Here is a 21,950-nt window from a genome sequence, read left to right on the forward strand (position 1 = left end):
CCTCTCAGCCGAGAGCGCGGTGGACGAAGTCGATGGCATCGCTGTCGGTGAGGCCGAGCCTGCGGATGGTCGTCACATATTCGACGGCGGCGCGGCTGGCGATATCGCGGGTCGGGTCGCCCGACGAGGCGATGAAAGAGCCTTGGCGGCCACGGGTTTCGAGTACACCGTCGGCCTCGAGTTCGCGGTAGGCGCGGGCGACGGTGTTGGGTGCGATACCGAGGTCGGCGGCCAGCGCCCGCACGGTGGGGATCTTGGTGCCCGCCGTGAGCGTGCCCGCGCGGACCTGTTCGATCACCGCCATGCGCAACTGTTCGTAGGGCGGCTGGGTGGAATCGGCGGACAGCTCGACGTGGAACATCACACCTCGTCTCGGGACAGCGGGCAGGACATGCATCGGGGGCCGCCGCGCCCGGACCCCAGCTCCGAACCCTGGATGGTGAGCACCTCGATCCCCGCGTCGGTCAGGCGGGAGTTGGTCATCTCGTTGCGTTCGTAGGCCACGACGACGCCGGGGGCGAGCGCGAGGGTGTTGTTGCCGTCGTCCCACTGCTCGCGTTCGGCGGCGGGCCCGTCGCGGCCGGTGTCGATCACCCGCAGGGTCGGGATACCCATCGCGGCGGCAGCGGCGGGCAGGAACGGTTCGGGCCCGCTGATGCTGATGCGTTCGGTGTCACCACGTCCGGCGAAGCCGTCCTCGCGGCGAATCGTGAACGCCTGCAAGGTTTCCCGTACACCGGGATACATCACCACCGCATCGGTGTCGACCATGGTGCACACGGTGTCCAGGTGCATGGTCGCGCGGTTCTGGGCGATCGGCACCACCAGCACGGTGTGCGCGAGGTCGTCGTCGAAAAGGCTGCGCGCCAATGCTTCCGCTCCCGCGGGGGTGGTTCGCTCGCCCACGCCCACCGCGACGACGCCGGGAGCGAGCAACAGCACATCACCGCCTTCGATGGGGGCCGTGTGCGACTCGTAGGCCCGGCGCACGCCGAGGAAACGGGGGTGGAAGGCGTAGACGAGGTCGGTGATGGAGGTTTCGCGACTGCGCGCGGGCAGGGCGAGGGAGGTGATGGCCACCTTGGGGCCGACCCAGAACGACGAGTCGCGCGTGAACAGCAGGTTGGGCAGTGGGTCGATGACGAAATCGGCACCGTGATGCATCCGCCGCACCAGCGACGTGGAGTCGGGGCCGAACGGCAGTTCGTCGAAAGTCATTCCGGCCATGAGGATGTCGGCCAGTTCGGGCGCCTCGACCTTGCGGAGTTCGGCGGCGAGCTGGTCGGCGAGATCGTGGCCGAGCCTGCGCGCGTCGACGGCGGCGGAGATGCCCTGGATACGGGCGGCGCCGCTGGTCGCGAGCGTTTCGGTGAGCAGGTCGGCGAGCAGCAGCACCTCCACACCGCGCCCGCGCAGGACGGCGGCGAAGGCGTCGTGTTCCTCCTGGGCGCGTTCTACCCAGGGGATGCCGTCGAAGAGCAGCTGATCGTTGTTGCTCGGGGTGAGCCTGCGCAGCTCATCGCCGGGCCGGTGCAGCAGCACCGTGCGCAATGTGCCGACCTCGGAGGTGACAGCCAGGCGCGAGTCCGTTCCCATGCCGAAACCGTAATGCGAGCGGGGCGCGCCTGCCAGGAGGACCCGCACCGAGTCACCCCGTTTTCGTACACCACACAAGTACCTCAAGTATGGTTGAGGTGAAAGCGGGAGGAGACAGGAAATGACGACGGCCGATTGGCAAACGAAGGAGCTGACCCCCGGGCAGCTTTCCGAGCGTAGTGGAGTTGCAGTGTCCGCGTTGCACTTCTACGAACGCGAAGGTCTCATAACGAGTCGTCGAACCAGTGGCAATCAACGCCGCTACGCACGCGAGACGTTGCGGCGGGTGGCGTTCATCCGCATCTCCCAGCGCGTCGGCATCCCGCTCAGCGATATCCGCTCCGCGCTCGACCGGCTGCCCGAGGGCCGCACACCGACTCGACGCGATTGGGAGGCCGTGTCGACCACCTGGCGTGCGGATCTCGACGAACGAATCACCCAGCTCACGCGCCTGCGCGACAACCTCACCGGCTGCATCGGCTGCGGCTGCCTGTCGCTCGGTTCGTGCAAGCTCGTCAACGAACACGACCGCCTCGGCGCGGAGGGGCCGGGCGCGCGCGTGCTCGATGTGCATTTGAACTGCCCACCCAAAAGTGGCTGCGCCTAGCCACTGTCGCGCGGCTGGGGCATCATCGCGGGTATGACTTCACTCGAGACCCGCGCCAAGTCCCTGCTCGCGCTGCACCGTCCCGGCGACCCGGTGGTTCTGCCCACGGTGTGGGACGCCTGGTCGGCGAATGTCGCTGTGGGTGCGGGATTTTCGGGACTGACCATGGGCAGCCATCCGGTCGCGGACTCGATCGGTCGGCCCGACGGTGAGGGGATGAGCTTCGACGAACTGCTCGCGCGTGTCGCGCAGGTGACCGCCTCGGTGGAGGTGCCGGTGTCGGTCGACATCGAATCCGGGTACGGCCTCGAACCGTTGCAGCTCATCGACGGCCTGCTCGGGGCGGGTGCCGTCGGCCTGAACATCGAGGACACCGTGCACAGCGAGGGCAAGCGGCTGCGCGACGCCCAGGAGCACGCCGACCTGGTGCGCGGCCTGCGCGAGGCCGCCGACGCCACCGGCGTGCACGTGGTCGTCAATGCCCGCACCGACCTGTTCCTGCGTCAGGACGGCGAGGAAGCCGACCGCGTCGACCGCGCCATCGCCCGCCTGACCCTCGCCGCCGAAGCTGGTGCCGACGTGCTGTACCCCGTCGGCCGCCACAGCGACGAAACCCTGCGCCGCCTCACCACCGAACTGCCGCGCCCGGTCAACGCGATCGGCCAACCCGGTACTCCCGCCAAGTCCTATTTCGCCGACCTCGGGGTAGCCCGGATCAGCTTCGGGCCCTTCCTCCAGGCGGCGCTAGCGACTGAAGCGGCCCGTCTGCTCGAGACCTGGAAGTAGGTTGCGAATTTTTCGAATTACCGTCATGCTTGGTCTATGACCAGCACGAATCGCGAGATTCTCAGGAACGGCACCGTCCTGCCGCCGGAAGATCTGCGTGAACTGCTGGACCTTTCCAGATTCCTTGAACAGCACACCGAGCCGGCGGCTCTGCTCGGACCCGACGGAGAGCAGATTCCGCTGCCTGCCGAGGTGTACGAGGTCTTGGTCCAAGTGGTCGGCGCCATGCGGAAACGCCGGGCCGTCACCATCGCGCCGGTAGAGCAGCGCCTGACCACCCAGCAGGCCGCGGATCTGCTCGGGATCAGCCGCCCGACGCTGATCAAGTTGCTGGAAGCGGGAAAGCTGCCTTGCGACAAGCCGTCCGGCAGCCGCCACCGGCGACTGCTGCTCAGCGATGTGCTCGAGTACCAGCAAAGGCGGCGAGCCGAACGCAGCGGTGTGCTCGACCAGTTGGTCAGCGACGCCGAGGACGACGGCCTCTACGATCCTCCTCCGGAGGACTATCTCCAAGCGATTCGGGAGGCACGCTCAGCGCGCAGTTCCGAGATCTGATGTCAGGATTTCGTTGGTTCTCGATGCTTGTGTGCTCGTTCCCATCGTGAAATCCGATCTACTTCTCACGCTTGCTCACAGGCATGCATTCTGCCCGCTGTGGAGTGATCTCATCCTCGATGAGATTTCGCGAGCCGTGGTGAAGGTCAACGCACGCATGACCGAGGAACGGATCGCCCGCCGCGTCGATGGCATGAACGCAGCTTTCGAGGACGCCTGTGTAAAGGGTTGGGAACCGTTGGAGCACTGCGTGACAGGGCTCCCTGACTCGTGCGACAGGCACGTCGTCGCTGCAGCGGTACGGGGCGATGCCGCAGCGATCATCACGGACAACGTCAGGCACTTCCCGGATGAGGCTCTCGAGCGGTGGGCGATCCATGCCATCGCGTCAGACGACTTTCTGCTCGACGTGCTCGATCTCAACCCGAGCGTGGTCCTCTCGAGTCTGATCGAAATGGTTGGTCGGCGGAAGAATCCGCCCGTCACCGTCGATGACATCCTGCGGGCGCTAGACCTCGCGAACGCTCCTCGATTCGTCCGCGAGATCCGCTCGATCCTCGACGAGGGCATCTGACGTTCTGCCCTCAGGTTTCATCTACTCCTTCGGCTCCACGTACCGGGGGAACACCGGTTCCGGGGCCGGGAGGTCGGTGCCGGGGACGAGCGGGGTGGGGATGTCGGCGAAGGTGCGGGCCTCCTGGCCGAGGAGGTCGAGGATCTTCGCGGACGAGCCCGGCATCACCGGCTGGACGAGGATCGCGACGATGCGGACCACCTCGAGGGTGACGTAGAGGACCGTCGCCATGCGCGCCAGGTCTTCCTCGGTGCCCGACTTGCGCAGGGCCCAGGGTGCATTGGCGGAGAAATAGCGGTTGGTCTCGCCGAGGGTGAGCCAGACGGCTTCCAGGGCCAGGTGCATCTGCTGGGCGTCGAACTCGGTGCGGCACTTGTCGAGCAGGCCCGCCGCGCGGTCGAGCAGGGCGCGGTCGTCGGCGGTGAATTCGCCCGGCGTGGGGACCTTGGCGTCGCAGTTCTTGTTGACCATGGTCAGGCTGCGCTGCACCAGGTTGCCGAATTCGTTGGCCAGGTCGCTGTTGATGCGGCCCGCGATGGCCTCGTTGCTGTAGCTGCCGTCCTGGCCGTAGGAGATCTCACGCAGGAGGAAGAAACGCACCTGGTCGAGACCGTAGGTGGAGACCAGTTCGAGCGGGTCGACGATATTGCCCGTCGACTTCGACATCTTCTCGCCCTTGTTGTACAGGAATCCGTGCACGAACACGCGCTCCGGCAGTTCGATCCCAGCCGACATCAGGAACGCAGGCCAGTACACCGTGTGGAAGCGGGTGATGTCCTTGCCGATGATGTGCACGTTCGCCGGCCAGAACTTGCGGAACCGTTCGGAGTCGGTGTCCGGGAAGCCCACGCCGGTCAGGTAATTGGTGAGCGCGTCGACCCACACGTACATCACGTGATCGGGGTGGCCGGGTACCGGAACACCCCAGTCGAAGGTGGTGCGCGAGATCGACAGATCCTTCAGCCCGGCCTTGACGTAGCTCACGATCTCGTTGCGCCGGGTGGCCGGGGCGATGAATTCGGGGCGCGTCTCGTAGAGCTCGAGCAGCTTGTCCTGGTACTGCGAGAGCTTGAAGAAGTAGTTCGACTCCTCGGTCCAGGTGACCGGGGTCTGTGTCTCGGTGGACACGCGGGTGCCGTCGTCGAGGAGGGTGGTCTCCTCCTCGGTGTAGAACGCCTCGTCGCGCACCGAGTACCAGCCGGAGTAGTTGTCGAGGTAGATGTCGCCGTTGGCGAGCATGCGTTCCCAGATGGCGACGCTGGCGGCCTTGTGGTCCTCGTCGGTGGTGCGGATGAACCGGTCGAACGAGACGTCGAGGGCCTTGTCCATGGCCTCGAACACGTCGGAGTTGCGCGCGGCCAGTTCCTGGACGGGAACGCCTTCGGCGGACGCGGTCTGCTGCATCTTCTGGCCGTGCTCGTCGGTGCCGGTCATGAAGAACACGTCGTAACCGTCGAGACGCTTGAAGCGGGCAAGCGCGTCGGTGGAGATGTACTCGTACGCGTGCCCCATATGCGGCGCACCGTTCGGGTAGGCGATGGCCGTGGTGATGTAGAAGGCCGGCTGCTGCTCGCTTCGCTCGCTCATGATGGCAACTACTGTAATCCGCGTGGCAAACCAGAATCGTCCGGCTCCGCCTCCTCCCGCACCGCTCGCGCCGCTGATCGACGCGCACACCCACCTCGACGCCTGCGGTGCGACCGATGCCGCCTCGACCACCGCGATCGTCGACCGGGCCGCCGCCGTCGGGGTTGGCCATGTGGTGACGGTCGCCGACGACCTCGCCGCCGCGCAGTGGGCGGTACGGGCCGCGCACTGGGACCCGCGCGTGTACGCGGCCGTCGCGCTGCACCCCACCCGCGCGAACGCCCTGGACGACAAGGCCATGGCCGAGCTGGAGAACCTCGCCACCGACCCCCGCGTCGTCGCGATCGGGGAGACCGGCCTGGACTACTACTGGCCGGGCAAACTCGACGGCTGCGCCGACATCGAGACCCAGATCGAGGGTTTCCGCTGGCACATCGACCTGGCCAAGCGGGTGCGCAAGCCGCTGATGATCCACAACCGTGAGGCCGACCACGACCTGCTGACGGTGCTGCTCGACGAGGGCGCCCCCGACACGGTGATCTTCCACTGCTTCTCCTCGGACGCGAATATGGCGCAGGCGTGTGTGGCCGAGGGGTATGTGCTCAGTTTCTCGGGAACGGTGAGTTTCAAGAACGCGCACGAATTGCGTGAGGCGGCCAAGTTGGTGCCCGACGATCAGATCCTGGTCGAAACCGACGCGCCGTATCTGACGCCGCATCCGTATCGCGGGGCGCCGAACGAGTCGTACTGCCTGCCGTACACGGTGCGCGCGCTGGCCGAGATCCGCGAACAGGACCCGGTCGAATTGGCGGAGACGACCACGGCCAACGCCCGAAGGCTCTATCGCATTCGCTGAGTCCGTTTCGCCCGGTTGTCAGGGGGCTGGACGATAAACGTGTTTCGGCTCACATTTCTGTGTCGAAGCCGTTATCTACCTGCGATGTCTATATCGAATCGTGATGTGTGGTCCCGCTGATCGGGCGGCACCCTGTTGTCCCACGTCGACATGCTCGTTATCGTTCCGTAACCATGTCGGCTTTCGCACGGATCAACTCGTCCCGCTCGCCGCTGCTGTACGCGGCGGCGGCGGCCCTGTTGCTGGTGTTGCTCGTCGGCGCCTCGATGGCCATCGTCAACCACAAGACCGTGGCGATCGTGGTCGACGGAGAACGCGTCGAGCTCACCACGATGTCGCGCGATGTGCGCGCGATCCTCGACGACGCGGGCTACCAACTCACCGAACACGACGACGTCCGCCCGGCGGCCGGCACGAAGGTGTCCGACGGCGCGACCATCACCCTCAACCGCGGCCGCGAGATCACGGTGATCGTCGACGGCGCCGAACGCAAGGTATGGACCACCGGTATCACCGCGGGCGAGGCGCTCGCGCAGATGCAGATTCCGGCCGACACCCACGTGGTGCCCACCCGCACCGAGAAGCTGCCGCTGGCCGGTGCCGCGCTGAGCGTGTACACCCCGCGCACCCTCACCGTCGTCGACGGTGGTGGCGAACCGGTCGACGTGCGCCTGGCCGCCCCGACCGTCGGCGATTTCCTCACCGCCGCGGGCATCCCGCTCAAAGACCAGGACTTCGCTGAGCCCGCCGCGAGCACCCCGCTCACCGGCGATATGAAGGTCACCGTCACCCGTCAGCGCATCGAGGAGCGCACCGAGACCCTGCCGCTGGAACCCACCGAGCAGGTGATCGAGGACGTCACGATGAACATGAGCCGCACCGTCGTGGAGAACCCCGGTGCGCCCGGCCTGCACGAGGCGACCTTCGCGGTGACCATGATCAACGGTGTGGAAGCCCATCGGGTGCAGACCAATTCGAAGGTCATCACCCCCGCCCAGCCCAAGACCATCCGCAAGGGCGCCAAGCCGGGCACCGAGGTGCCACCGGTCCGCGACGGCGACATCTGGGACGCGCTGGCCAAGTGCGAGTCGACCGGCAACTGGTCGATCAACACCGGCAACGGCTACTACGGCGGCATCCAGTTCGACCAGAGCACCTGGGAACGCCAGGGCGGCCTCAAGTACGCCCCCCGCGCCGACCTGGCCACCCGCGAGGAACAGATCGCCATCGCCGAAGTGACCCGCGCCCGCCAGGGCTGGGGCGCCTGGCCCGCCTGCACCGGCCGCCTCGGCCTGAGCTGATCAGTTCTGCCCGTGCCCGGAATATGCTTGCTGCGCATTGCTTTTCGGCTCGGTGCTTGTCTCCCCTGAGGTACTGTCATCGCGATAGCGACGAACTGCGGGCAGACACGGGGGGCACGGTGGAAGGGTACGAAGAAAAGGTCGTCCCTCGCCATCTCTGGGACTATGCGGAGGCGCATTCCCGGTACCGAACCGCAGCGGAAGATCTGAAGCGGCATCTTGGGGACGTGTTGGAGCAAGGTGGCGTCACCGCCATCTACAACATCGAGTCGCGGGTAAAGGATATCGACTCGTATCGGAAGAAATCTGAACGGCTCGAACAAAATGGGCAGCGTAAGTACAAAGATCCCGTCGTCGGGATCCAGGACTGCATTGCTGCCCGAGTGATCGTGTTCGAAGAGTCGGCTCGTGAGGACACCAAAGAAGTTATTCGATCCAACTTCGTGCTCGGTGGGGATGAAAATCCCGGCCTGCTCAAAAATAATGGATATGACAGCTGGCACTTCATCGTCACCGGATTTGTTAGGACTGATGTTCAGGGGCGTTTTCCTGAGCTGATCAACTACTTGCGCGAGCGGCACGCTCTGGAAATTCAGGTGCGCACTGTGGCAGGACATGCTTGGGCGGAGTACGAGCATGACGTTCGCTACAAGAGCGATCCGTCGCGACACAGTGTGTATTCGTTGCTGCCGGAGAATCGGCAGAAGGAGATCGATCGGCTTTTCATCGAGGCCGGTGGTCTGCGCCGGTACCTCGATCACACCTTCGATCGCATCGGTAAGCTGCTGAAATCGGCGGAGCCGGGGAGCGGACCGACCGCCTACCAGGTCACGACAGACGTCGAGGTATCCACCGGCGCAGCTGAAGATCCGAGCAACGAGGGCGTCCCCCTCGAATTCGAGAGCCTGCGTTCGTTTCTAGCGGAGCGATATCCAGGACTGGCGGACGGCAGCTGGGAAGGTTTGAGTGCTTTGCTCGACCGCCTGTTGAGTCTGGGGTTGACATCTATCGAGAAATTGCGGGCAGTCTTGGAGTCCGTCGACTCCGACCGTGTAGCAACGTTGATGGAGTACCGGCTTTCCCCCTCGCGTGTTCGTCGTATAAACGACGATCTGCTTGCAGCTCTGGGCGATGAATACGTCGAATCGGCAGCCGGAACCCCCACGTATCGAAATTTCCGATTAAGGCTGCCGAGAGTGCAGGGAAAGTTCAGAATCTACCGAATAATCGGCGCCGGACCTGAAAGGGAAGGCAAGGTATACACCGGTGCGGCTGTCCTGCGTGAGCTGGTCGAGATCGTGGCGGAACGGGAGGGAACGTCGGCAGCCGAATTGAGCGGGGTTGTCTCGACATCGGTTTACGGAGTGGGTACGAGGGCGAAGCAAGTGTTCGGCGGACAGCTATGGGTGAACGCCAATATGGATCGGCCGGGGATTGATCGCGCCATACTCGAGCTACTCGGGCGGATGAATGGGTCCGACATCCGAGTGACACGAGGTGGTGAGTTTCTCCGGGAGTAGCCGCGATGCCGGTAGTCGCTGTCACGGCGGGGGATTGCCGTGGGGTAGCGTGCTCTCGTTTCGCCGGGTCTGCTGTGCTCGTGCGGTGGGGTCGGCTTCGGACGAGTCGACGGGTGGTGGAGATGCGCGGTGTTTCGGCGTTGCGATGCGCGGCTGCGGCGGTGGCTGTTTCGGTGGGGCTCGGGATTTGTGCGCCGGGCGCGCGAGCGGAGTCGCCCGGGGAGGTGCTCGCGGTGACTTCTGCGGTGCTGCGCGGGCTGGACGCCGAGATCATCGACTACTCGACCAGGGGAGTCGGCGGGGCGACTCAGCCGGCCAGTGGTGTGCTGTATCTGCCCGACGGCACCGCGCCCGAGGGTGGGTGGCCGATCGTCGCCTACGACCACGGCACCACCGGGCTCGGATCCGGTTGTGGTGGGCAATCGGATCCGGCGGGTGCGCCGTGGCCGGAATCGCAAGTGGGGCAGAACGAATTCATCCGGCACGTGGTGTCACGCGGGTTCGCGGTGGTTGCCCCGGATTATCTGGGACTGGGGCGGTTCGACACGGGCCCGCACCCGTACCTCGACATCGATACCGAGGCGACCGCCACGCTCGACCTGCTGCGCGCCGCCCGGTCGGTGCATCCGGAGCTCTCGCCGGTGTGGCTGGCATCGGGCATGTCGCAGGGTGGGCACGCCGCGCTCGCCACCGCACACCGGCAGGCGAGCTACGCGCCGGAGCTGGATTTCCGCGGCACCATCGCCGTCGACCCGGCCTCGGATGTGGAGAAGGTCGCCCCGCTGCTCGGCCCGGGCAACCCGGACCGCGTGAGCGGCGGCACCCTCGGCTTCTCGGCGAGCATTCTCGCCGGATTGCGTGCCGCCCGGCCGGAGGCGCAGGTCGACAGCTACCTCAGCCCGCTGGGCCGCCAGGTGCTCGACGAGATCGGCTCGCTGTGCCAGGACGCCATCGACGACCGGGTCGCCGATCTTTATCTCGGCGACCTGCTGTCGCGCTCGCTCGGCGAGGAACCGCTGCGCTCGGTGATGACCGACTACATGGCCGTGCCGACCAGCGGTTACGACGCGCCGATCCTGCTGCTGGTGAACGCCACCGACCGAACGGTGCCGTCCCCGCTGCACGCGGCGCTCGCGGCGCAGTTCGCCGCGGGCGGTGTGGCATTCGAGACGGTGGTCGGGACCGGCAGCCACACCCAGCTGAACCCGGCGATGTGGGTGGCCATCGATGAATTCCTGGCTAGAGCACGCTGACGACAACCAACCATCTGTACACTCGTCCAAGTTCATGATCCCCTGGTGGAGAGACGAGTCCATGTCTGACAAGCCGATCCGAGCGGCCGTTGTCGCGGCCCTGACCTCGGCCGCGCTGCTCGCCGGTCTCGCTCCCGCGTCCGCCGAAACGCCCGGCTCGCTCATCTCGGCGCAGGCCGAGGCGGCGGGCTGGCACGGCCTGGATCGCGGTTCGTCCATCGAGTACTGGATGACCGACTCGTCCGGCGTCGCCCGTCCGGCCAGCGGTGCGCTGTTCCTCCCGAGCGGTGAGGCCCCCGCCACCGGCTGGCCGATCATCGCCTACGACCACGGCAGTTCCGGCTCCGGCCGGGGCTGCGGCGGTCAGGCCGACCCGGAGACCGCGCCGTTCCCCACCCAGCGTGCGGCCGAGGACCGGCTCATCGAACGGTTCGTCGAGCAGGGCTTCGCCGTCGTCACGCCCGACTATCTGGGTCTGGGCCGCTTCGACACCGGTCCGCACCCGTATCTCGAGGTGCGCAGCGAGGCGACCGCGACCATCGATCTGGTCCGCGCGGCCCGCGCTGCCGACCCCGACCTGTCGCGGACATGGAGCGTGGTCGGTACCTCCCAGGGCGGACACGCGGCGCTGAGTTCGGCCCACGTCCAGTCCTCCTACGCTCCCGAACTCGATTTCCGGGGCACGGTCGCCATCGATGCCGCCTCCGATGTCGAGAAGGTCCTGCCGTTCATGGGACCGGACGTGCCCGGCCCGCCGGGGAGCACGATCTTCCTCGTCAGCATCCTCGCTGGTCTGCGCGCCACCCACCCCGAACTCGACGTGGACTCCTATCTGACGCCGCGTGGCAAGGCCGTCATCGACGCGGCCGCGGGCCAGTGCCTCGACACGATCGTCGCCGAGACCAAGGGGCTCACCTCGCGCGACCTGTTCGTCCGTCCGATCGAACCGCTGCGCGGTCCACTCGCGGCCTACATGGCCCTGCCGACCAGCGGTTACGACGCGCCGATCCTGCTGACCATGAATGTCACCGACACGATCGTCCCGTCCCCGCTGCACGCGGCACTCGTCGCCCAGTTCGCCGTGAACGGAGTGGACCACCAGGTGCTGCCCGGCACCGGCACACACGGCTCGGTGACACCGGCCCAGCTCGATGCCATCGACGCCTTCCTCGCCCGTGTCAACGCCGCCCCGCCACAGCGCTGAGCTGCCCGATCGGCGAGGTTGGTAAGTTCTAGCAGTGCCCGAACCCGATAATTCCGCTCGTGGTCCCGCCGCGCTGCTCGGCCCCGCCGAGGTGCGTACGCTGGCCGAACGCTTCGGCGTGCGACCGACCAAACAGCTCGGGCAGAACTTCGTCCACGACGCGAACACGGTGCGGCGCATCGTGTCCGCGGCGGGCGTCGGTCGGGGCGACACGGTACTCGAGGTCGGTCCCGGTCTCGGCTCGCTGACGCTTGCCCTGCTCGATGTGGTCGACCAGGTGGTCGCCGTGGAGATCGACCCGGTGCTCGCGAACTACCTGCCCGAAACCGTCGCCGATCGCGCTCCCGACCTGGTCGGGAATCTGCGGGTGGTGGAGGCCGACGCGCTGCGTGTGCGCGCCGATCAGCTGCCCGCCGAACCGACCGCGCTGGTGGCGAACCTGCCGTACAACGTGGCGGTACCGGTGCTGCTGCACCTGCTCGCCGAGTTGCCGAGCATCAAGGTCTCGCTGGTGATGGTGCAGGCCGAGGTGGCCGATCGGCTCGCCGCCGAACCGGGCAACCGGGTGTACGGGGTGCCGAGTGTCAAGGCGGGGTTCTTCGGCAAGGTCCGGCGCGCGGGTCATGTGGGTACGCAGGTGTTCTGGCCGGTGCCCCGAGTGGAATCGGGCCTGGTCCGCATCGATCGGTATGCCGAACCGCCGTGGCCGATGGACGACGCGCATCGCAGGCGGGTGTTCGAGGTGATCGACTCGGCCTTCGCCCAGCGGCGAAAGACCTTGCGGGCGGCGCTGTCCGGCTGGGCGGGTTCGCCCGCCGAGGCCGAGCGCAGGCTCGTCGCCGCGGGTATCGATCCGACGGCGCGTGGCGAGACTCTCGAGACCGCCGCGTTCGTGAAACTGGCCGCTCAGGGCTGAGTCCTTGTGGCCCGCACCCCGTCGGTGCGGGCCACAGCAGGGTCAGCGGGCGAGTTCGTAGCCCGCCTCGTCGACGGCGGCGGCCACGTCGGCGTCGGACACCTCGTTCGCGCTGTCGACGCGTACCAGTCCGCTGGCCAGGTCAACGTCCACGCTGGTGACGCCGTCGATCTTGCCGATCTCCTGCTTGACCGAGCTCACGCAGTGTCCGCAGGTCATCCCCGTGACGGTGTAAGTGGTGGTGGCCATGGCCGACTCCTTCGCTCGAATATACGGTCCCGGGGTATGCCCCCGACACGAATGAACATACCCCCCGGCGGTATTGAGCGCAAGCCCTCGGTTCGTCCATCGCGAATACCCACCGACCGGTCGGCCGTTTCGGCACACATACTCGTCGGTACTACCGGTTACGCTTGGTGATCGTGCTGTCAGTTGTGCCCAGCCCGGTCGTCGTGCGCGCTCCTTCGAAGGTGAATCTGCATCTCGGAGTCGGTGATCTGCGCGCCGACGGGTACCACGACCTGACCACGGTCTTCCAGGCATTATCCCTGTCCGACGACCTACGATTGGCCCCCGCCGCCTCGCTCACCGTCCGGGTGACAGGCGAGGGCGCGGCGCAGGTCCCCACCGACCGGACCAACCTCGTCTGGCAGGCCGCCGTCGCGCTGGCCCACCTGGCCGGGCGTGCGCCACTCGTGGAGATCGCCATCACCAAGGGCATCCCGGTGGCCGGTGGTATGGCGGGCGGCAGCGCCGACGCGGCTGCCGCGCTCGTCGGGCTCAACGAGCTGTGGGACCTCGGCCTCGGCCGCGACGAACTGGCCTCGGTCGCCGCCGAGCTCGGCAGCGACGTGCCGTTCGCCCTGCACGGTGGCACCGCACTTGGCACCGGCCGTGGTGAACGGCTGCTTCCGGTGCTGTCGCGCAACACCTTTCACTGGGTACTCGCCCTCGCCAAGGACGGGCTGTCCACCCCGTCGGTCTTCCGCGAACTCGACCGTCTGCGTGCGGAAGGCGACCCGCCGCGCCTCGGCGACCCGCAGAAACTCCTGCAGGCCCTGGCCGCAGGCGACCCGCACGCCCTCGCCCCGCTACTCGGCAACGACTTGCAGGCAGCCGCCCTCTCCCTGAAACCGGAACTGCGCCGCACCCTGCGCGCCGGCGTCGGCGCCGGTGCGCTGGCCGGGCTGGTGTCGGGGTCCGGCCCGACCTGCGCGTTCCTGTGTGAGACGGAGGAAGCGGCCATCGCGGTGGCCGCCGAACTGGCCGGAGCGGGCGTGTGCCGCAGCGTGCGCACCGCGAGCGGCCCGGTACCCGGCGCGCGCGTGCTCGACCACGAAGCGCACTGAACGCGGCGGCCCCTCGGTGGGTGAGTAGGCTCGGCCCAGCCGGATAGTCACGCGGAAGGCGGGCGAAGAACACCTATGTCGAACCTGATCAACCTCGAACAAGTCTCCAAGAGCTTCGGCATCAAGCCGCTGTTGGACGACGTCTCCCTCGGTATCCACGCCGGGGAACGAATCGGGGTGGTCGGTCTCAACGGTGGCGGTAAGACCACGCTGCTCGAGGTGCTGACGGGTCTCGAGCCGCCCGACAGCGGCCGGGTGAGCCGGGTCGGTGGGCTGCGGATGGCCGTGGTCACCCAGCGCGGTGTGCTGCCGGAGGGGGCGACGATCGGGTCGGTCGTGCTCGCGGGACTGTCCGACGACTTGTCGACCGTCGACATCGCCGAACACGAGTGGGCCGCCGACGCGCGCATCCGCACCGTGCTCGAGGGCATCGGCATCGCCGACCTCGGCCTCGACACCCCGGTGACCAACCTGTCCGGTGGGGAACGCCGCCGCGTCGCGCTGGCCGCCGCCCTCGTGCGCGACCTCGACCTGCTGGTGCTCGACGAGCCGACCAACCACCTCGACATCGAGGGTGTGCAGTGGCTGGCCCAGCATCTGATCGCCCGTCGTACCGCGCTGGTGGTCGTCACCCACGATCGCTGGTTCCTCGACACCGTCGCCACCCGCACCTGGGAGGTCGTCGGCGGCAAGGTGGAAACCTACGAGGGGGGCTACGGCGACTGGATCTACGCCCGCGCCGAACGCGCCCGCCAGGCCGATGCCTCCGAGGCGCGCCGCGCCAACCTGGCCCGCAAGGAACTGGCCTGGCTGCGCCGGGGCGCCAAGGCGCGCACCTCCAAGCCGCGCTACCGCGTCGAGGCCGCCGAGGCGCTGATCGCCGATGTGCCGCCGCCACGCGACTCCGTCTCGCTGGCCGCCTTCGCCCGCAAACGTCTCGGACGCGTGGTGATCGAGCTCGAAGACGCCACCCTCACCACCCCCGACGGCCGCGAGCTGGTCAGCGACCTCACCTGGCGGCTCGCGCCCGGCGAACGGGTCGGTCTCGTCGGCGTGAACGGTTCGGGCAAGACGACGCTGCTGCGCGCCCTGGCCGGCGACGCGGAACCGGCCGCGGGCAAACGGATCCAGGGTCAGACCGTGCAGATCGGCTGGCTGCGTCAGGAACTCGACGACCTGCCCACCGATATGCGGGTGCTGGAGGCCGTGCAGCAGATCGCGCAGCGAATCATGCTCGGCGACAAGGAGATCTCGGCCGGACAGCTCGCCGAACGGCTCGGGTTCACCCCCGCCCGTCAGCGCACCCCGGTCGGTGACCTCTCCGGTGGTGAACGCCGCCGCCTGCAGCTCACCCGCATCCTGATGGCCGAACCGAACGTGCTGCTGCTCGACGAGCCGACCAACGACCTCGATATCGACACCCTGCAGCAGCTCGAAGACCTGCTCGACAACTGGGCGGGCACCCTCGTGGTCATCAGTCACGACCGCTACCTGGTCGAACGCATCTGTGACTCCACCTGGGCCCTGTTCGGCGACGGCAAACTCACCAACCTGCCCGGCGGGATCGACCAGTACCTCACCCGCCGCGCCGCGCAGACCGACGCCGCCAAGCCGATCAACACCAAGTCGACCGCGACGTCGACGGATTCGGCCGACCGCCGTGCCGCGCGCAAGGAACTCTCGCGCCTGGAACGTTCCATCGCCAAGCTCGACGAGCGCGAGCAGAAACTCCACACCGCCCTCGCCGACGCCGCCACCGACCCGGACAAACTCGTGAAGCTCAACACCGAACTCAAAGAGGTCGTCGCGGAAAAGGAAGCGGCGGAAGAGCGCTGGATGGAACTCGCCGAGCTGGCCGAGAGCTAGGTTGCGGTCTCTCGCCCATCGTTGATCACGACGGGTAAACAGGTCTGGACGAAGTCGGCGCCGAACTCGGTGAGCACGATGCTGCGGTAGCTCACCTTGGTGCCGAAACTGGCACGCTTCAACGCCTCCCGCACCTGTTCCTGTGCCTCGATGAGCTGGTAGCGGCTCGGGTTGCCCACCGGCTCACGGGTGGACTCGATGAGTCCGAGCCTGCGCAGGTTCGGCAGGTACTGCGGTACCCGGTTCGGAAAGCGAAGGCCCGCATGCTCACCGAGCATGGTGAGCCCGCTGATGAGGCGTTCGCCGCCGAAGGCCCGCTGACGTCCGGTGCGCACGTCGAGCGACGGCTGCGGTCCGTCCACGTGCAGAAACCGCAGGATGCGCGCCTCGTCGGGGGTGATCTCGGCGAGGATGCCCGGGTAGGCCGGATGCGAATCCGGTGCCACCGCATGGGTACTCGCCGACAGGCGGAGCAGTTCGGCGCCCTGTTCGCGCAGCGTCGGCATGCCGGAACCACCGTGCTGTTCCCCGCTCAGGGGAAGACCGAGGGCGTTGCGCAGCCGGTCGCGTACTTCGGTCTGCGCGTCGGCGAGCACATCGGCGGGTGGGGCACCCGCGATACTGCCGCGCAGCACCGTGACCGTGACACCGAGGGCCGTGTCGAGAGTCCACATCGTCATCCCCGACGCGGCGGTGATCGCCACGCGCGCAACACCCGTAGCCGCGCGTGCGGTGCGCACCGGTGATACCGGGAGCACACCGCGGCGGGCATCGGGCGACGGCACCGACCGTCGCACCAGTTCGGTGGACGGAGGTCCGTCGTCTACATCCATGTCGTCGCTACTCCTGTTCCGAAGACCAGGATGTGAGCGTATCCGGCAATGAGCCCGAGCGCGCCGCCATGGACGAAAAGCAACCATTCGTCCTGTTTGATCGCCGAACGCAGCATGTCCACGAAGTCGTGCGGCGAAAGCGCGGACATTTGCCGGGCGATGAATTCGTTGACCTGGCGGCCCTGCTGGACATTGAACGCGGGGTCGGCGAAGGCCATGGGCGCGATCGTCATGGCCTCGGCGGTGAGGGTGGACTGCAGCGAGTCGTATTCGCGGCTGCCGAGCATGAATTTCACCGCGGGCCTGGCCGGGCCGAGGGCGCGGTCGGCGGCCGGGCGCAGCGTGTCCTCGAGCATCTGCAGCGTGCGGTCCGAGCGCGGGCCGTTGAGCAGTTCGTCACCGATGTTGGCGACGGTGAGCACCTCGGTCGACACCAAAGCCGCGTAGCCGGAAGTGATTTCGGGCTGACGCTTGATGAGCAGACCCTGCCGCCACGGGCACCACCACTTGGGTTCGGCGGGCGCGAAGATCATGTTCAGACCCACCCAGTTCACCACCCAGCCGATCACGATGCCGCCGAGCGGCAGCACGACCAGGGGTGAGAGCGAGGTCGTGTGCATGGCGAGCACGAGCAGCAGACCGCAGGGCGCGCCGAAATAGAAACCGAAATTCTGCATGAATCGGAGTTCTTTGGCGCCGAGCACCTGGAACAACTGGTTGAGCAATTGCGGGCGTGCCTGGAAATAGCGGATCACCATCTGCTTCACATCCAGCAGCTGATCGATATTGGTGCCGAGTTCCATGGTGAGTTCGCGCAGGATCTCCGGCAGTTGCGAACGCACCCGCTGGTGGATCATCTCCCTGACCTGGGTGGGCAGGTTGTACCAGAGCTGCGGATGCTCACGGCGCAGGATCACTTCGACGATGTCGCGAATCTGCGCGTCGGCCACCTCGGCCAGGTGCTCGGCGAGTTTGTCCGGCTCGAGTTCGCGGTAGAAGTCGGAGACGCTGCCCAGTTTCGACAGCCCCTTGTCGACCGCGATGCTCGCCATTTTGTCGGCACGCGAGGGGACGATGCCCTGCCAGCCGATGCGGCCGTCGTAACTCAGCAGCGGCAGCACCTGAATTCGCTTGGGCAGGTAGGGAAACACCGTGCGCAGGCCGGGCAGCTTGACGCCGTGGAACTCGAGCGGCCGGAACAGCATGAGAATGCCGGTCCAGTTGGTGATGTAACCGATGACGCCTGTGAACAACGGGATGGTCAGAATTTCGAGCAGGAGCGTCGGATGGATACCGAACACACTTTCCAACACTTACGACACCCTCCTGCCGATACCCGGTGACCACCGCCTTCACCGGCGTTCAAAAACTAGCACCCCCGCAGCGAGGTGACCCTACTGTGAGGTACGGAACCGGGTCCATTCGCCGTGCTCCAGGCCACAGGGTAGTGTCTGAGACATCAGTCACAGAACCTGTCGCGGATGCCGCACTCGACCCACCGAGTCGGAACAATGACCATCACCACATTTCGTGACAGGCCACAATCGAGGCGCGGACAGGGGCGCGCTGTAGACCGCACTGTGCCTGGAGCGTGGTCGGGCAATAATCTGGTGGGCGATCGTTGTCCACGGCGAGACTTCGGAGTAGGACGTTGACAGACGACAGGACCGGACAGGACCTGGCCCGTGCCGGTACCCGCGCCGTCGAGCGCAGCTCGGATGTCGAGCAGCGACAGATCAGTAACGAAGCCCGCCTGATCCGCGGGGTGTTCCGGGCGGCCGGACTGGCCGCGGGCACCGCCGTGCGCGGCAGCCAGTGGGCCGTCGGCACCACCTACGAGGTCACCAAGGAGCTGGCGCAGGCCGCGCTCGACGGTGAGTCGTCGGCCGATATCGCCGAGCGCACCGGCAACGCGCTGCGCTCGATCGCCCGCAGCGCCCTCGGTGTCACCGAGGGTTCGGTGCGCGAGATCGTCAGCTATGTGCCGACCACCAACGGTTCGGGCCAGCAGTCCCTGGCGGTCGGCCCGTACCTGCGCTCCACCACCACCGAGGAACTGCGCCGCCGCGGCGACGCCCTGCTGGCCCGCTCGGCCGACGTGTACTTCACCGAGGACGTGCACCCCGCCTACGACCGCATCCTCGACGAGATCGCCCCCGACGAGGCCCGCATCCTGCGGTTCATGGCTCTCAACGGACCCCAGCCCGCCGTCGATGTGCGGACCAACCGCCCGCTCGGCATCGGCTCGGAACTGGTGCAGGGCGACCTCACCTCGGTGCCCGAACAGGCAGGTGTGCGCTACCCCGACCGGGCCCGCTCCTACCTCATCAACCTCAACCGCCTCGGTCTCACCCTCACCTCCGACGACCCGGTGGTGCTGAGCCGCTACATGGTGCTCGAGGTGCAGCCGGTGGTCGAGGAGGCACTCAAGAAGGCCGGACGCGCGCCGAAGATCGTGCGCAAGAGCCTTCGCCTCTCGGAATTCGGCGAGGACTTCTGCCGCACCTGCTTCACCATCGGCTAGCCCAGACAGTCGGAGCCCGAGCGGGCGCAGGTCACACTCCGGTTTCGACAGGGGTAGCGATCGGGTACAGATCCGCCGCACGTGGGCGATCGGGTGGGATCGTGGAGGGCATGGAGCAAGGGTCCGGGTCTGTGAACGCGCGCGTCGAGGAGGTCGATGTGCGTCGTGAACGCCCGGGGCCGCTGTTACCCGGGGCGGAGGAGCCGTTGGTCGCCGGGCACGGGACGGACAGTGTGATCGCCGACGACGAACAGCCCGCCGCCGCGCCGCCCGAGCAACCGAAGCCACGCCCACCCGAGCACCCCGACGACGTCACCGCGATCAGCAGACTCAAATTCCGCTACCTGCGCACGCTGGACACCAAGTCCTGGGACGAGTTCGCCGACACCCTCGTACCCGAGGCCACGGCGACCTACAGCGAATACCTGCAGTTCGAGTCGCGCGAGGCCTTCCTCGCCTTCCTGCGCAACACCCTCGGCCCGCACGTCATCACCGAGCATCGCTGCGATCATCCCGAGATCGATGTCGACGGCGACACCGCCACCGGCACCTGGTATCTCGCCGACACCGTACTCATCCCCGAACACAACATGTGCCTGCACGGCGCCGCGTTCTACACCGACCGCTACGTGCGCTGCGACGACGGTTACTGGCGGATCGCGCACACCGGCTACGAACGCACCTACGAGGTGGTCCTCTCGCTCAGCGACCTGCCGAGCCTGCGGCTCACCGCGAGCCGCTGGGGCATGATCTCCCAGGACGTTTCCCGGGTGGAGCGCGAACCGGAGGAGTAGACCCCTCGGCGACCCAGACAGCTAGTCGGCCGTGGCCACCAGCGGCTCGAGGGTGAGATCCGGGTGTTCCTTCTCGATGTACTGCAGCCGCCACTTGTCGCTGAACAGGGCGAGGATCGCGCCGTCGGTACGGGTGAACACCTCGACTCCGCGCTGGCGGTCCAGCTCCGGCGCCGACTCGGCATCGGTGCGCCTGGCCAGGCTGTAGGCGAGGAAGTCGAGCTGGGTCTCGACATTGAACTCGGCCTGCATACGGGCGGTGACCACCTCGAACTGCATGGGTCCGACGGCGGCCAGCACGGGCGAGGCGTCGCCGCGCGCGTCGTTGCGCAGCACCTGGACGACGCCCTCGGAATCGAGCTGGTCCATGGCCTTGCGGAACTGCTTGTACTTGCCCGCGCTCTGGGCGCGCAGCGTCGCGAAGTGCTCGGGCGCGAAGCTCGGGATCGGCGGGAACTCGACCTTCTTGTCCACGAACAGGGTGTGCCCCGGTGCCAGCGCGGTCGCGTTCACCAGGCCGACCACGTCGCCGGGGTAGGCGGTGTCGACGGTGGTGCGTTCGCGGCCGAACACCGTGAGCGCGTACTTGGTCGCGAAGGGCCGACCGGTCTGGGCGTGCGTGACGACCATGCCGCGTTCGAACTCACCCGACACGATGCGCATGAAGGCCAACCGGTCGCGGTGGGCGGTGTCCATGCCGGCCTGGACCTTGAACACCACCGCGCTGAACGGGTCACCGGTCTCGCGGGCTCTGCCGTTCACATCGGCGCGCGGACCTGGTGCCGGCGCCAGCGCGACGAGGGTCTCGAGCAGTTGGCGCACACCGAAATTCAGCATCGCCGAGGCGTAGATGACCGGCGAGGTCTGCCCGGCGAGGAACAGTTCCTGATCGTGGTCCTGCCCGGTGGCCGAGAGCAGTTCGCTCTCCTCGGCGGCGGTGGTCCACGCCTCGCCCTCACGCGCCTGCGCCTCGGCGGGCGTCAGCGATTCCTCGGGGGCGATCGTCGCGCCACCGGCGGTGCGGGTGAAGTGGATGTACTCGGTCGCCTCGCCCTCGGGCCCGCGGCGCAGCAGGCCGCGGAAGTCGCCCGCGATACCGACCGGGAGGAACAGGGGAGTCGGGGTGAGGCCGATGCGCTCGCTGATCTCGTCGAGCAGTTCCAGCGGCGCCTGGCCCGGACGGTCCCATTTGTTGATCACCGTGATCACCGGGATGCCACGGTGCCGACACACCTGGAACAGCTTGAGCGTCTGCGGTTCGAGGCCCTTGGCGGCGTCGATCAGCATCACCGCGGCGTCGACGGCGGTGAGCACGCGGTAGGTGTCCTCGGAGAAATCGGAGTGACCCGGCGTATCGACGAGGTTGATGACACTGTCGACATCCGAACCGGCCGCGCGGTAATTGAATTGCAGCGCGGTCGAACTCACGGAGATACCGCGCGCCTTCTCCATTTCCATCCAGTCCGACACGGTCGACTTGCGACCGGCCTTACCGTGGATGGCGCCCGCCTCGGAAATCATCTTCGCGTGCAGGGCCAGCGCCTCGGTGAGCGTCGACTTACCCGCGTCGGGGTGCGAGATCACGGCGAACGTGCGGCGACGGGCCACCTCGGCGGGTAATCCGCGCGGGGTGGGGACGGCGCTCTCTCCGGACTCGCTCAACACAGAGCTGAGCTTATTGGAGCGCTGGCGCGCTCGAGTTCGCGGCCCCACCGGTCCCGACGATCAGGCACCGTGGCTTGCTCCTTCGTCGCCTACGCCACGGCACCTGATCGTCGGGACGGCCGCGAACCGCCGCTTCGCGGCGGACCCACCTCGAGGGGGGGGGG

The 21,950-nt window shown here is 67.2% G+C and carries 21 protein-coding genes; 14 read left to right on the forward strand and 7 right to left on the reverse strand.

Annotated elements, in window-relative coordinates; genetic code table 11:
• Nucleotides 1-4 precede the first annotated feature (4 nt).
• Both LDL21_RS02650 and arcA read right to left on the reverse strand, forming a co-directional pair.
• Nucleotides 5-361, reverse strand: a complete 357-nt coding sequence (locus LDL21_RS02650) for a GntR family transcriptional regulator (protein WP_225278666.1) — start codon at nucleotides 359-361, stop codon at nucleotides 5-7.
• Nucleotides 361-1,596 carry an arginine deiminase gene (gene arcA / locus LDL21_RS02655; RefSeq protein WP_067485485.1) on the reverse strand — a complete coding sequence of 412 codons (1,236 nt, stop codon included), beginning with the start codon at nucleotides 1,594-1,596 and terminating at the stop codon, nucleotides 361-363. The genes LDL21_RS02650 and arcA overlap by 1 nt, the downstream gene beginning before the upstream one ends.
• Before the next feature lie 121 nt (nucleotides 1,597-1,717).
• Between arcA and soxR the strand changes: the two genes are divergently transcribed.
• From soxR to LDL21_RS02675, 4 genes are read left to right on the forward strand one after another with little or no spacing between them, the layout of a single operon-like run.
• A complete protein-coding gene (gene soxR, locus LDL21_RS02660) occupies nucleotides 1,718-2,203 on the forward strand; it encodes a redox-sensitive transcriptional activator SoxR (protein WP_067485487.1) in 486 nt (161 codons plus the stop codon).
• A gap of 33 nt (nucleotides 2,204-2,236) precedes the next feature.
• Nucleotides 2,237-2,989, forward strand: a complete 753-nt coding sequence (locus LDL21_RS02665; RefSeq protein WP_225278667.1) for an isocitrate lyase/PEP mutase family protein — start codon at nucleotides 2,237-2,239, stop codon at nucleotides 2,987-2,989.
• A 36-nt stretch (nucleotides 2,990-3,025) separates the two neighbouring features.
• Entirely contained in the window at nucleotides 3,026-3,544 is a 519-nt protein-coding gene (locus LDL21_RS02670; RefSeq protein WP_225278668.1) for a helix-turn-helix domain-containing protein, read from the forward strand.
• A 13-nt stretch (nucleotides 3,545-3,557) separates the two neighbouring features.
• Nucleotides 3,558-4,118 carry a VapC50 family PIN domain-containing toxin gene (locus LDL21_RS02675; protein WP_225278669.1) on the forward strand — a complete coding sequence of 187 codons (561 nt, stop codon included), beginning with the start codon at nucleotides 3,558-3,560 and terminating at the stop codon, nucleotides 4,116-4,118.
• A gap of 21 nt (nucleotides 4,119-4,139) precedes the next feature.
• On the opposite strand, the gene metG is transcribed toward LDL21_RS02675, so the two are convergent.
• Nucleotides 4,140-5,705 carry a methionine--tRNA ligase gene (gene metG, locus LDL21_RS02680; protein WP_225278670.1) on the reverse strand — a complete coding sequence of 522 codons (1,566 nt, stop codon included), beginning with the start codon at nucleotides 5,703-5,705 and terminating at the stop codon, nucleotides 4,140-4,142.
• A 22-nt stretch (nucleotides 5,706-5,727) separates the two neighbouring features.
• Between metG and LDL21_RS02685 the strand changes: the two genes are divergently transcribed.
• The 6 genes from LDL21_RS02685 (at nucleotide 5,728) to rsmA (ending at nucleotide 12,755) form a co-directional block, all read left to right on the forward strand.
• On the forward strand, nucleotides 5,728-6,561 hold the full coding sequence (locus tag LDL21_RS02685; RefSeq protein WP_243749754.1) for a TatD family hydrolase: 834 nt from the start codon (nucleotides 5,728-5,730) through the stop codon (nucleotides 6,559-6,561).
• Between the two features lie 173 nt (nucleotides 6,562-6,734).
• Nucleotides 6,735-7,862, forward strand: a complete 1,128-nt coding sequence (locus LDL21_RS02690; protein WP_225278671.1) for a resuscitation-promoting factor — start codon at nucleotides 6,735-6,737, stop codon at nucleotides 7,860-7,862.
• A 119-nt stretch (nucleotides 7,863-7,981) separates the two neighbouring features.
• Nucleotides 7,982-9,382, forward strand: coding sequence for a GTP pyrophosphokinase (locus LDL21_RS02695; protein ID WP_225278672.1), 1,401 nt, complete (start codon nucleotides 7,982-7,984; stop codon nucleotides 9,380-9,382).
• 122 nt (nucleotides 9,383-9,504) lie between these two features.
• Complete coding sequence (locus LDL21_RS02700) at nucleotides 9,505-10,635, forward strand: alpha/beta fold hydrolase (protein ID WP_255674271.1); 1,131 nt, start codon at nucleotides 9,505-9,507, stop codon at nucleotides 10,633-10,635.
• A 61-nt stretch (nucleotides 10,636-10,696) separates the two neighbouring features.
• Nucleotides 10,697-11,839 (forward strand): lipase family protein, encoded by a 1,143-nt coding sequence (locus LDL21_RS02705; protein ID WP_225278674.1) that lies wholly within the window; start codon nucleotides 10,697-10,699, stop codon nucleotides 11,837-11,839.
• 34 nt (nucleotides 11,840-11,873) lie between these two features.
• Nucleotides 11,874-12,755: a 16S rRNA (adenine(1518)-N(6)/adenine(1519)-N(6))-dimethyltransferase RsmA gene (gene rsmA, locus LDL21_RS02710; protein ID WP_067485505.1), complete on the forward strand. Its 882-nt coding sequence runs from the start codon at nucleotides 11,874-11,876 to the stop codon at nucleotides 12,753-12,755.
• A gap of 42 nt (nucleotides 12,756-12,797) precedes the next feature.
• On the opposite strand, the gene LDL21_RS02715 is transcribed toward rsmA, so the two are convergent.
• A complete protein-coding gene (locus tag LDL21_RS02715; RefSeq protein WP_181696688.1) occupies nucleotides 12,798-13,004 on the reverse strand; it encodes a cation transporter in 207 nt (68 codons plus the stop codon).
• A gap of 173 nt (nucleotides 13,005-13,177) precedes the next feature.
• Here LDL21_RS02715 and LDL21_RS02720 point away from each other — a divergent pair, with 173 nt between their 5' ends.
• Together LDL21_RS02720 and LDL21_RS02725 are read left to right on the forward strand one after the other, a co-directional pair.
• A complete protein-coding gene (locus LDL21_RS02720) occupies nucleotides 13,178-14,104 on the forward strand; it encodes a 4-(cytidine 5'-diphospho)-2-C-methyl-D-erythritol kinase (protein ID WP_225278675.1) in 927 nt (308 codons plus the stop codon).
• Between the two features lie 75 nt (nucleotides 14,105-14,179).
• A complete protein-coding gene (locus tag LDL21_RS02725) occupies nucleotides 14,180-15,970 on the forward strand; it encodes an ABC-F family ATP-binding cassette domain-containing protein (RefSeq protein WP_067637940.1) in 1,791 nt (596 codons plus the stop codon).
• Here the strand turns inward: LDL21_RS02725 and LDL21_RS02730 are convergent.
• Both LDL21_RS02730 and LDL21_RS02735 read right to left on the reverse strand, forming a co-directional pair.
• On the reverse strand, nucleotides 15,967-16,803 hold the full coding sequence (locus tag LDL21_RS02730) for an Abi-alpha family protein (protein ID WP_181696685.1): 837 nt from the start codon (nucleotides 16,801-16,803) through the stop codon (nucleotides 15,967-15,969). The genes LDL21_RS02725 and LDL21_RS02730 overlap by 4 nt on opposite strands.
• The gene (locus LDL21_RS02735) at nucleotides 16,794-18,116 is read right to left on the reverse strand and encodes a DUF445 domain-containing protein (protein WP_225278676.1); all 1,323 of its coding nucleotides are present in this window, start codon (nucleotides 18,114-18,116) and stop codon (nucleotides 16,794-16,796) included. The genes LDL21_RS02730 and LDL21_RS02735 overlap by 10 nt, the downstream gene beginning before the upstream one ends.
• A 338-nt stretch (nucleotides 18,117-18,454) precedes the next feature.
• Here LDL21_RS02735 and LDL21_RS02740 point away from each other — a divergent pair, with 338 nt between their 5' ends.
• Nucleotides 18,455-19,327, forward strand: coding sequence for an Abi-alpha family protein (locus tag LDL21_RS02740; protein ID WP_084456787.1), 873 nt, complete (start codon nucleotides 18,455-18,457; stop codon nucleotides 19,325-19,327).
• Between the two features lie 206 nt (nucleotides 19,328-19,533).
• Complete coding sequence (locus LDL21_RS02745; RefSeq protein ID WP_370465680.1) at nucleotides 19,534-20,121, forward strand: nuclear transport factor 2 family protein; 588 nt, start codon at nucleotides 19,534-19,536, stop codon at nucleotides 20,119-20,121.
• A gap of 21 nt (nucleotides 20,122-20,142) precedes the next feature.
• Here the strand turns inward: LDL21_RS02745 and LDL21_RS02750 are convergent, their stop codons facing one another.
• Complete coding sequence (locus tag LDL21_RS02750; RefSeq protein ID WP_225279216.1) at nucleotides 20,143-21,783, reverse strand: peptide chain release factor 3; 1,641 nt, start codon at nucleotides 21,781-21,783, stop codon at nucleotides 20,143-20,145.
• Nucleotides 21,784-21,950: the final 167 nt, after the last annotated feature.

The sequence above is a fragment of the Nocardia rosealba genome, from assembly GCF_020216065.1.
Classification (GTDB): Bacteria; Actinomycetota; Actinomycetes; order Mycobacteriales; family Mycobacteriaceae; genus Nocardia; species Nocardia rosealba.

Coding starts and splice junctions, on each gene's coding strand:
- LDL21_RS02665 (WP_225278667.1), top strand. CDS start 2,237: ATGACTTCACTCGAGACCCGCGCCAAGTCCCTGCTCGCGCTGCACCGT.
- soxR (WP_067485487.1), top strand. CDS start 1,718: ATGACGACGGCCGATTGGCAAACGAAGGAGCTGACCCCCGGGCAGCTT.
- arcA (WP_067485485.1), bottom strand. CDS start 1,596: ATGGGAACGGACTCGCGCCTGGCTGTCACCTCCGAGGTCGGCACATTG.
- metG (WP_225278670.1), bottom strand. CDS start 5,705: ATGAGCGAGCGAAGCGAGCAGCAGCCGGCCTTCTACATCACCACGGCC.
- LDL21_RS02730 (WP_181696685.1), bottom strand. CDS start 16,803: ATGGATGTAGACGACGGACCTCCGTCCACCGAACTGGTGCGACGGTCG.
- LDL21_RS02650 (WP_225278666.1), bottom strand. CDS start 361: ATGTTCCACGTCGAGCTGTCCGCCGATTCCACCCAGCCGCCCTACGAA.
- LDL21_RS02705 (WP_225278674.1), top strand. CDS start 10,697: ATGTCTGACAAGCCGATCCGAGCGGCCGTTGTCGCGGCCCTGACCTCG.
- LDL21_RS02715 (WP_181696688.1), bottom strand. CDS start 13,004: ATGGCCACCACCACTTACACCGTCACGGGGATGACCTGCGGACACTGC.
- LDL21_RS02725 (WP_067637940.1), top strand. CDS start 14,180: ATGTCGAACCTGATCAACCTCGAACAAGTCTCCAAGAGCTTCGGCATC.
- LDL21_RS02700 (WP_255674271.1), top strand. CDS start 9,505: ATGCGCGGTGTTTCGGCGTTGCGATGCGCGGCTGCGGCGGTGGCTGTT.
- LDL21_RS02690 (WP_225278671.1), top strand. CDS start 6,735: ATGTCGGCTTTCGCACGGATCAACTCGTCCCGCTCGCCGCTGCTGTAC.
- LDL21_RS02670 (WP_225278668.1), top strand. CDS start 3,026: ATGACCAGCACGAATCGCGAGATTCTCAGGAACGGCACCGTCCTGCCG.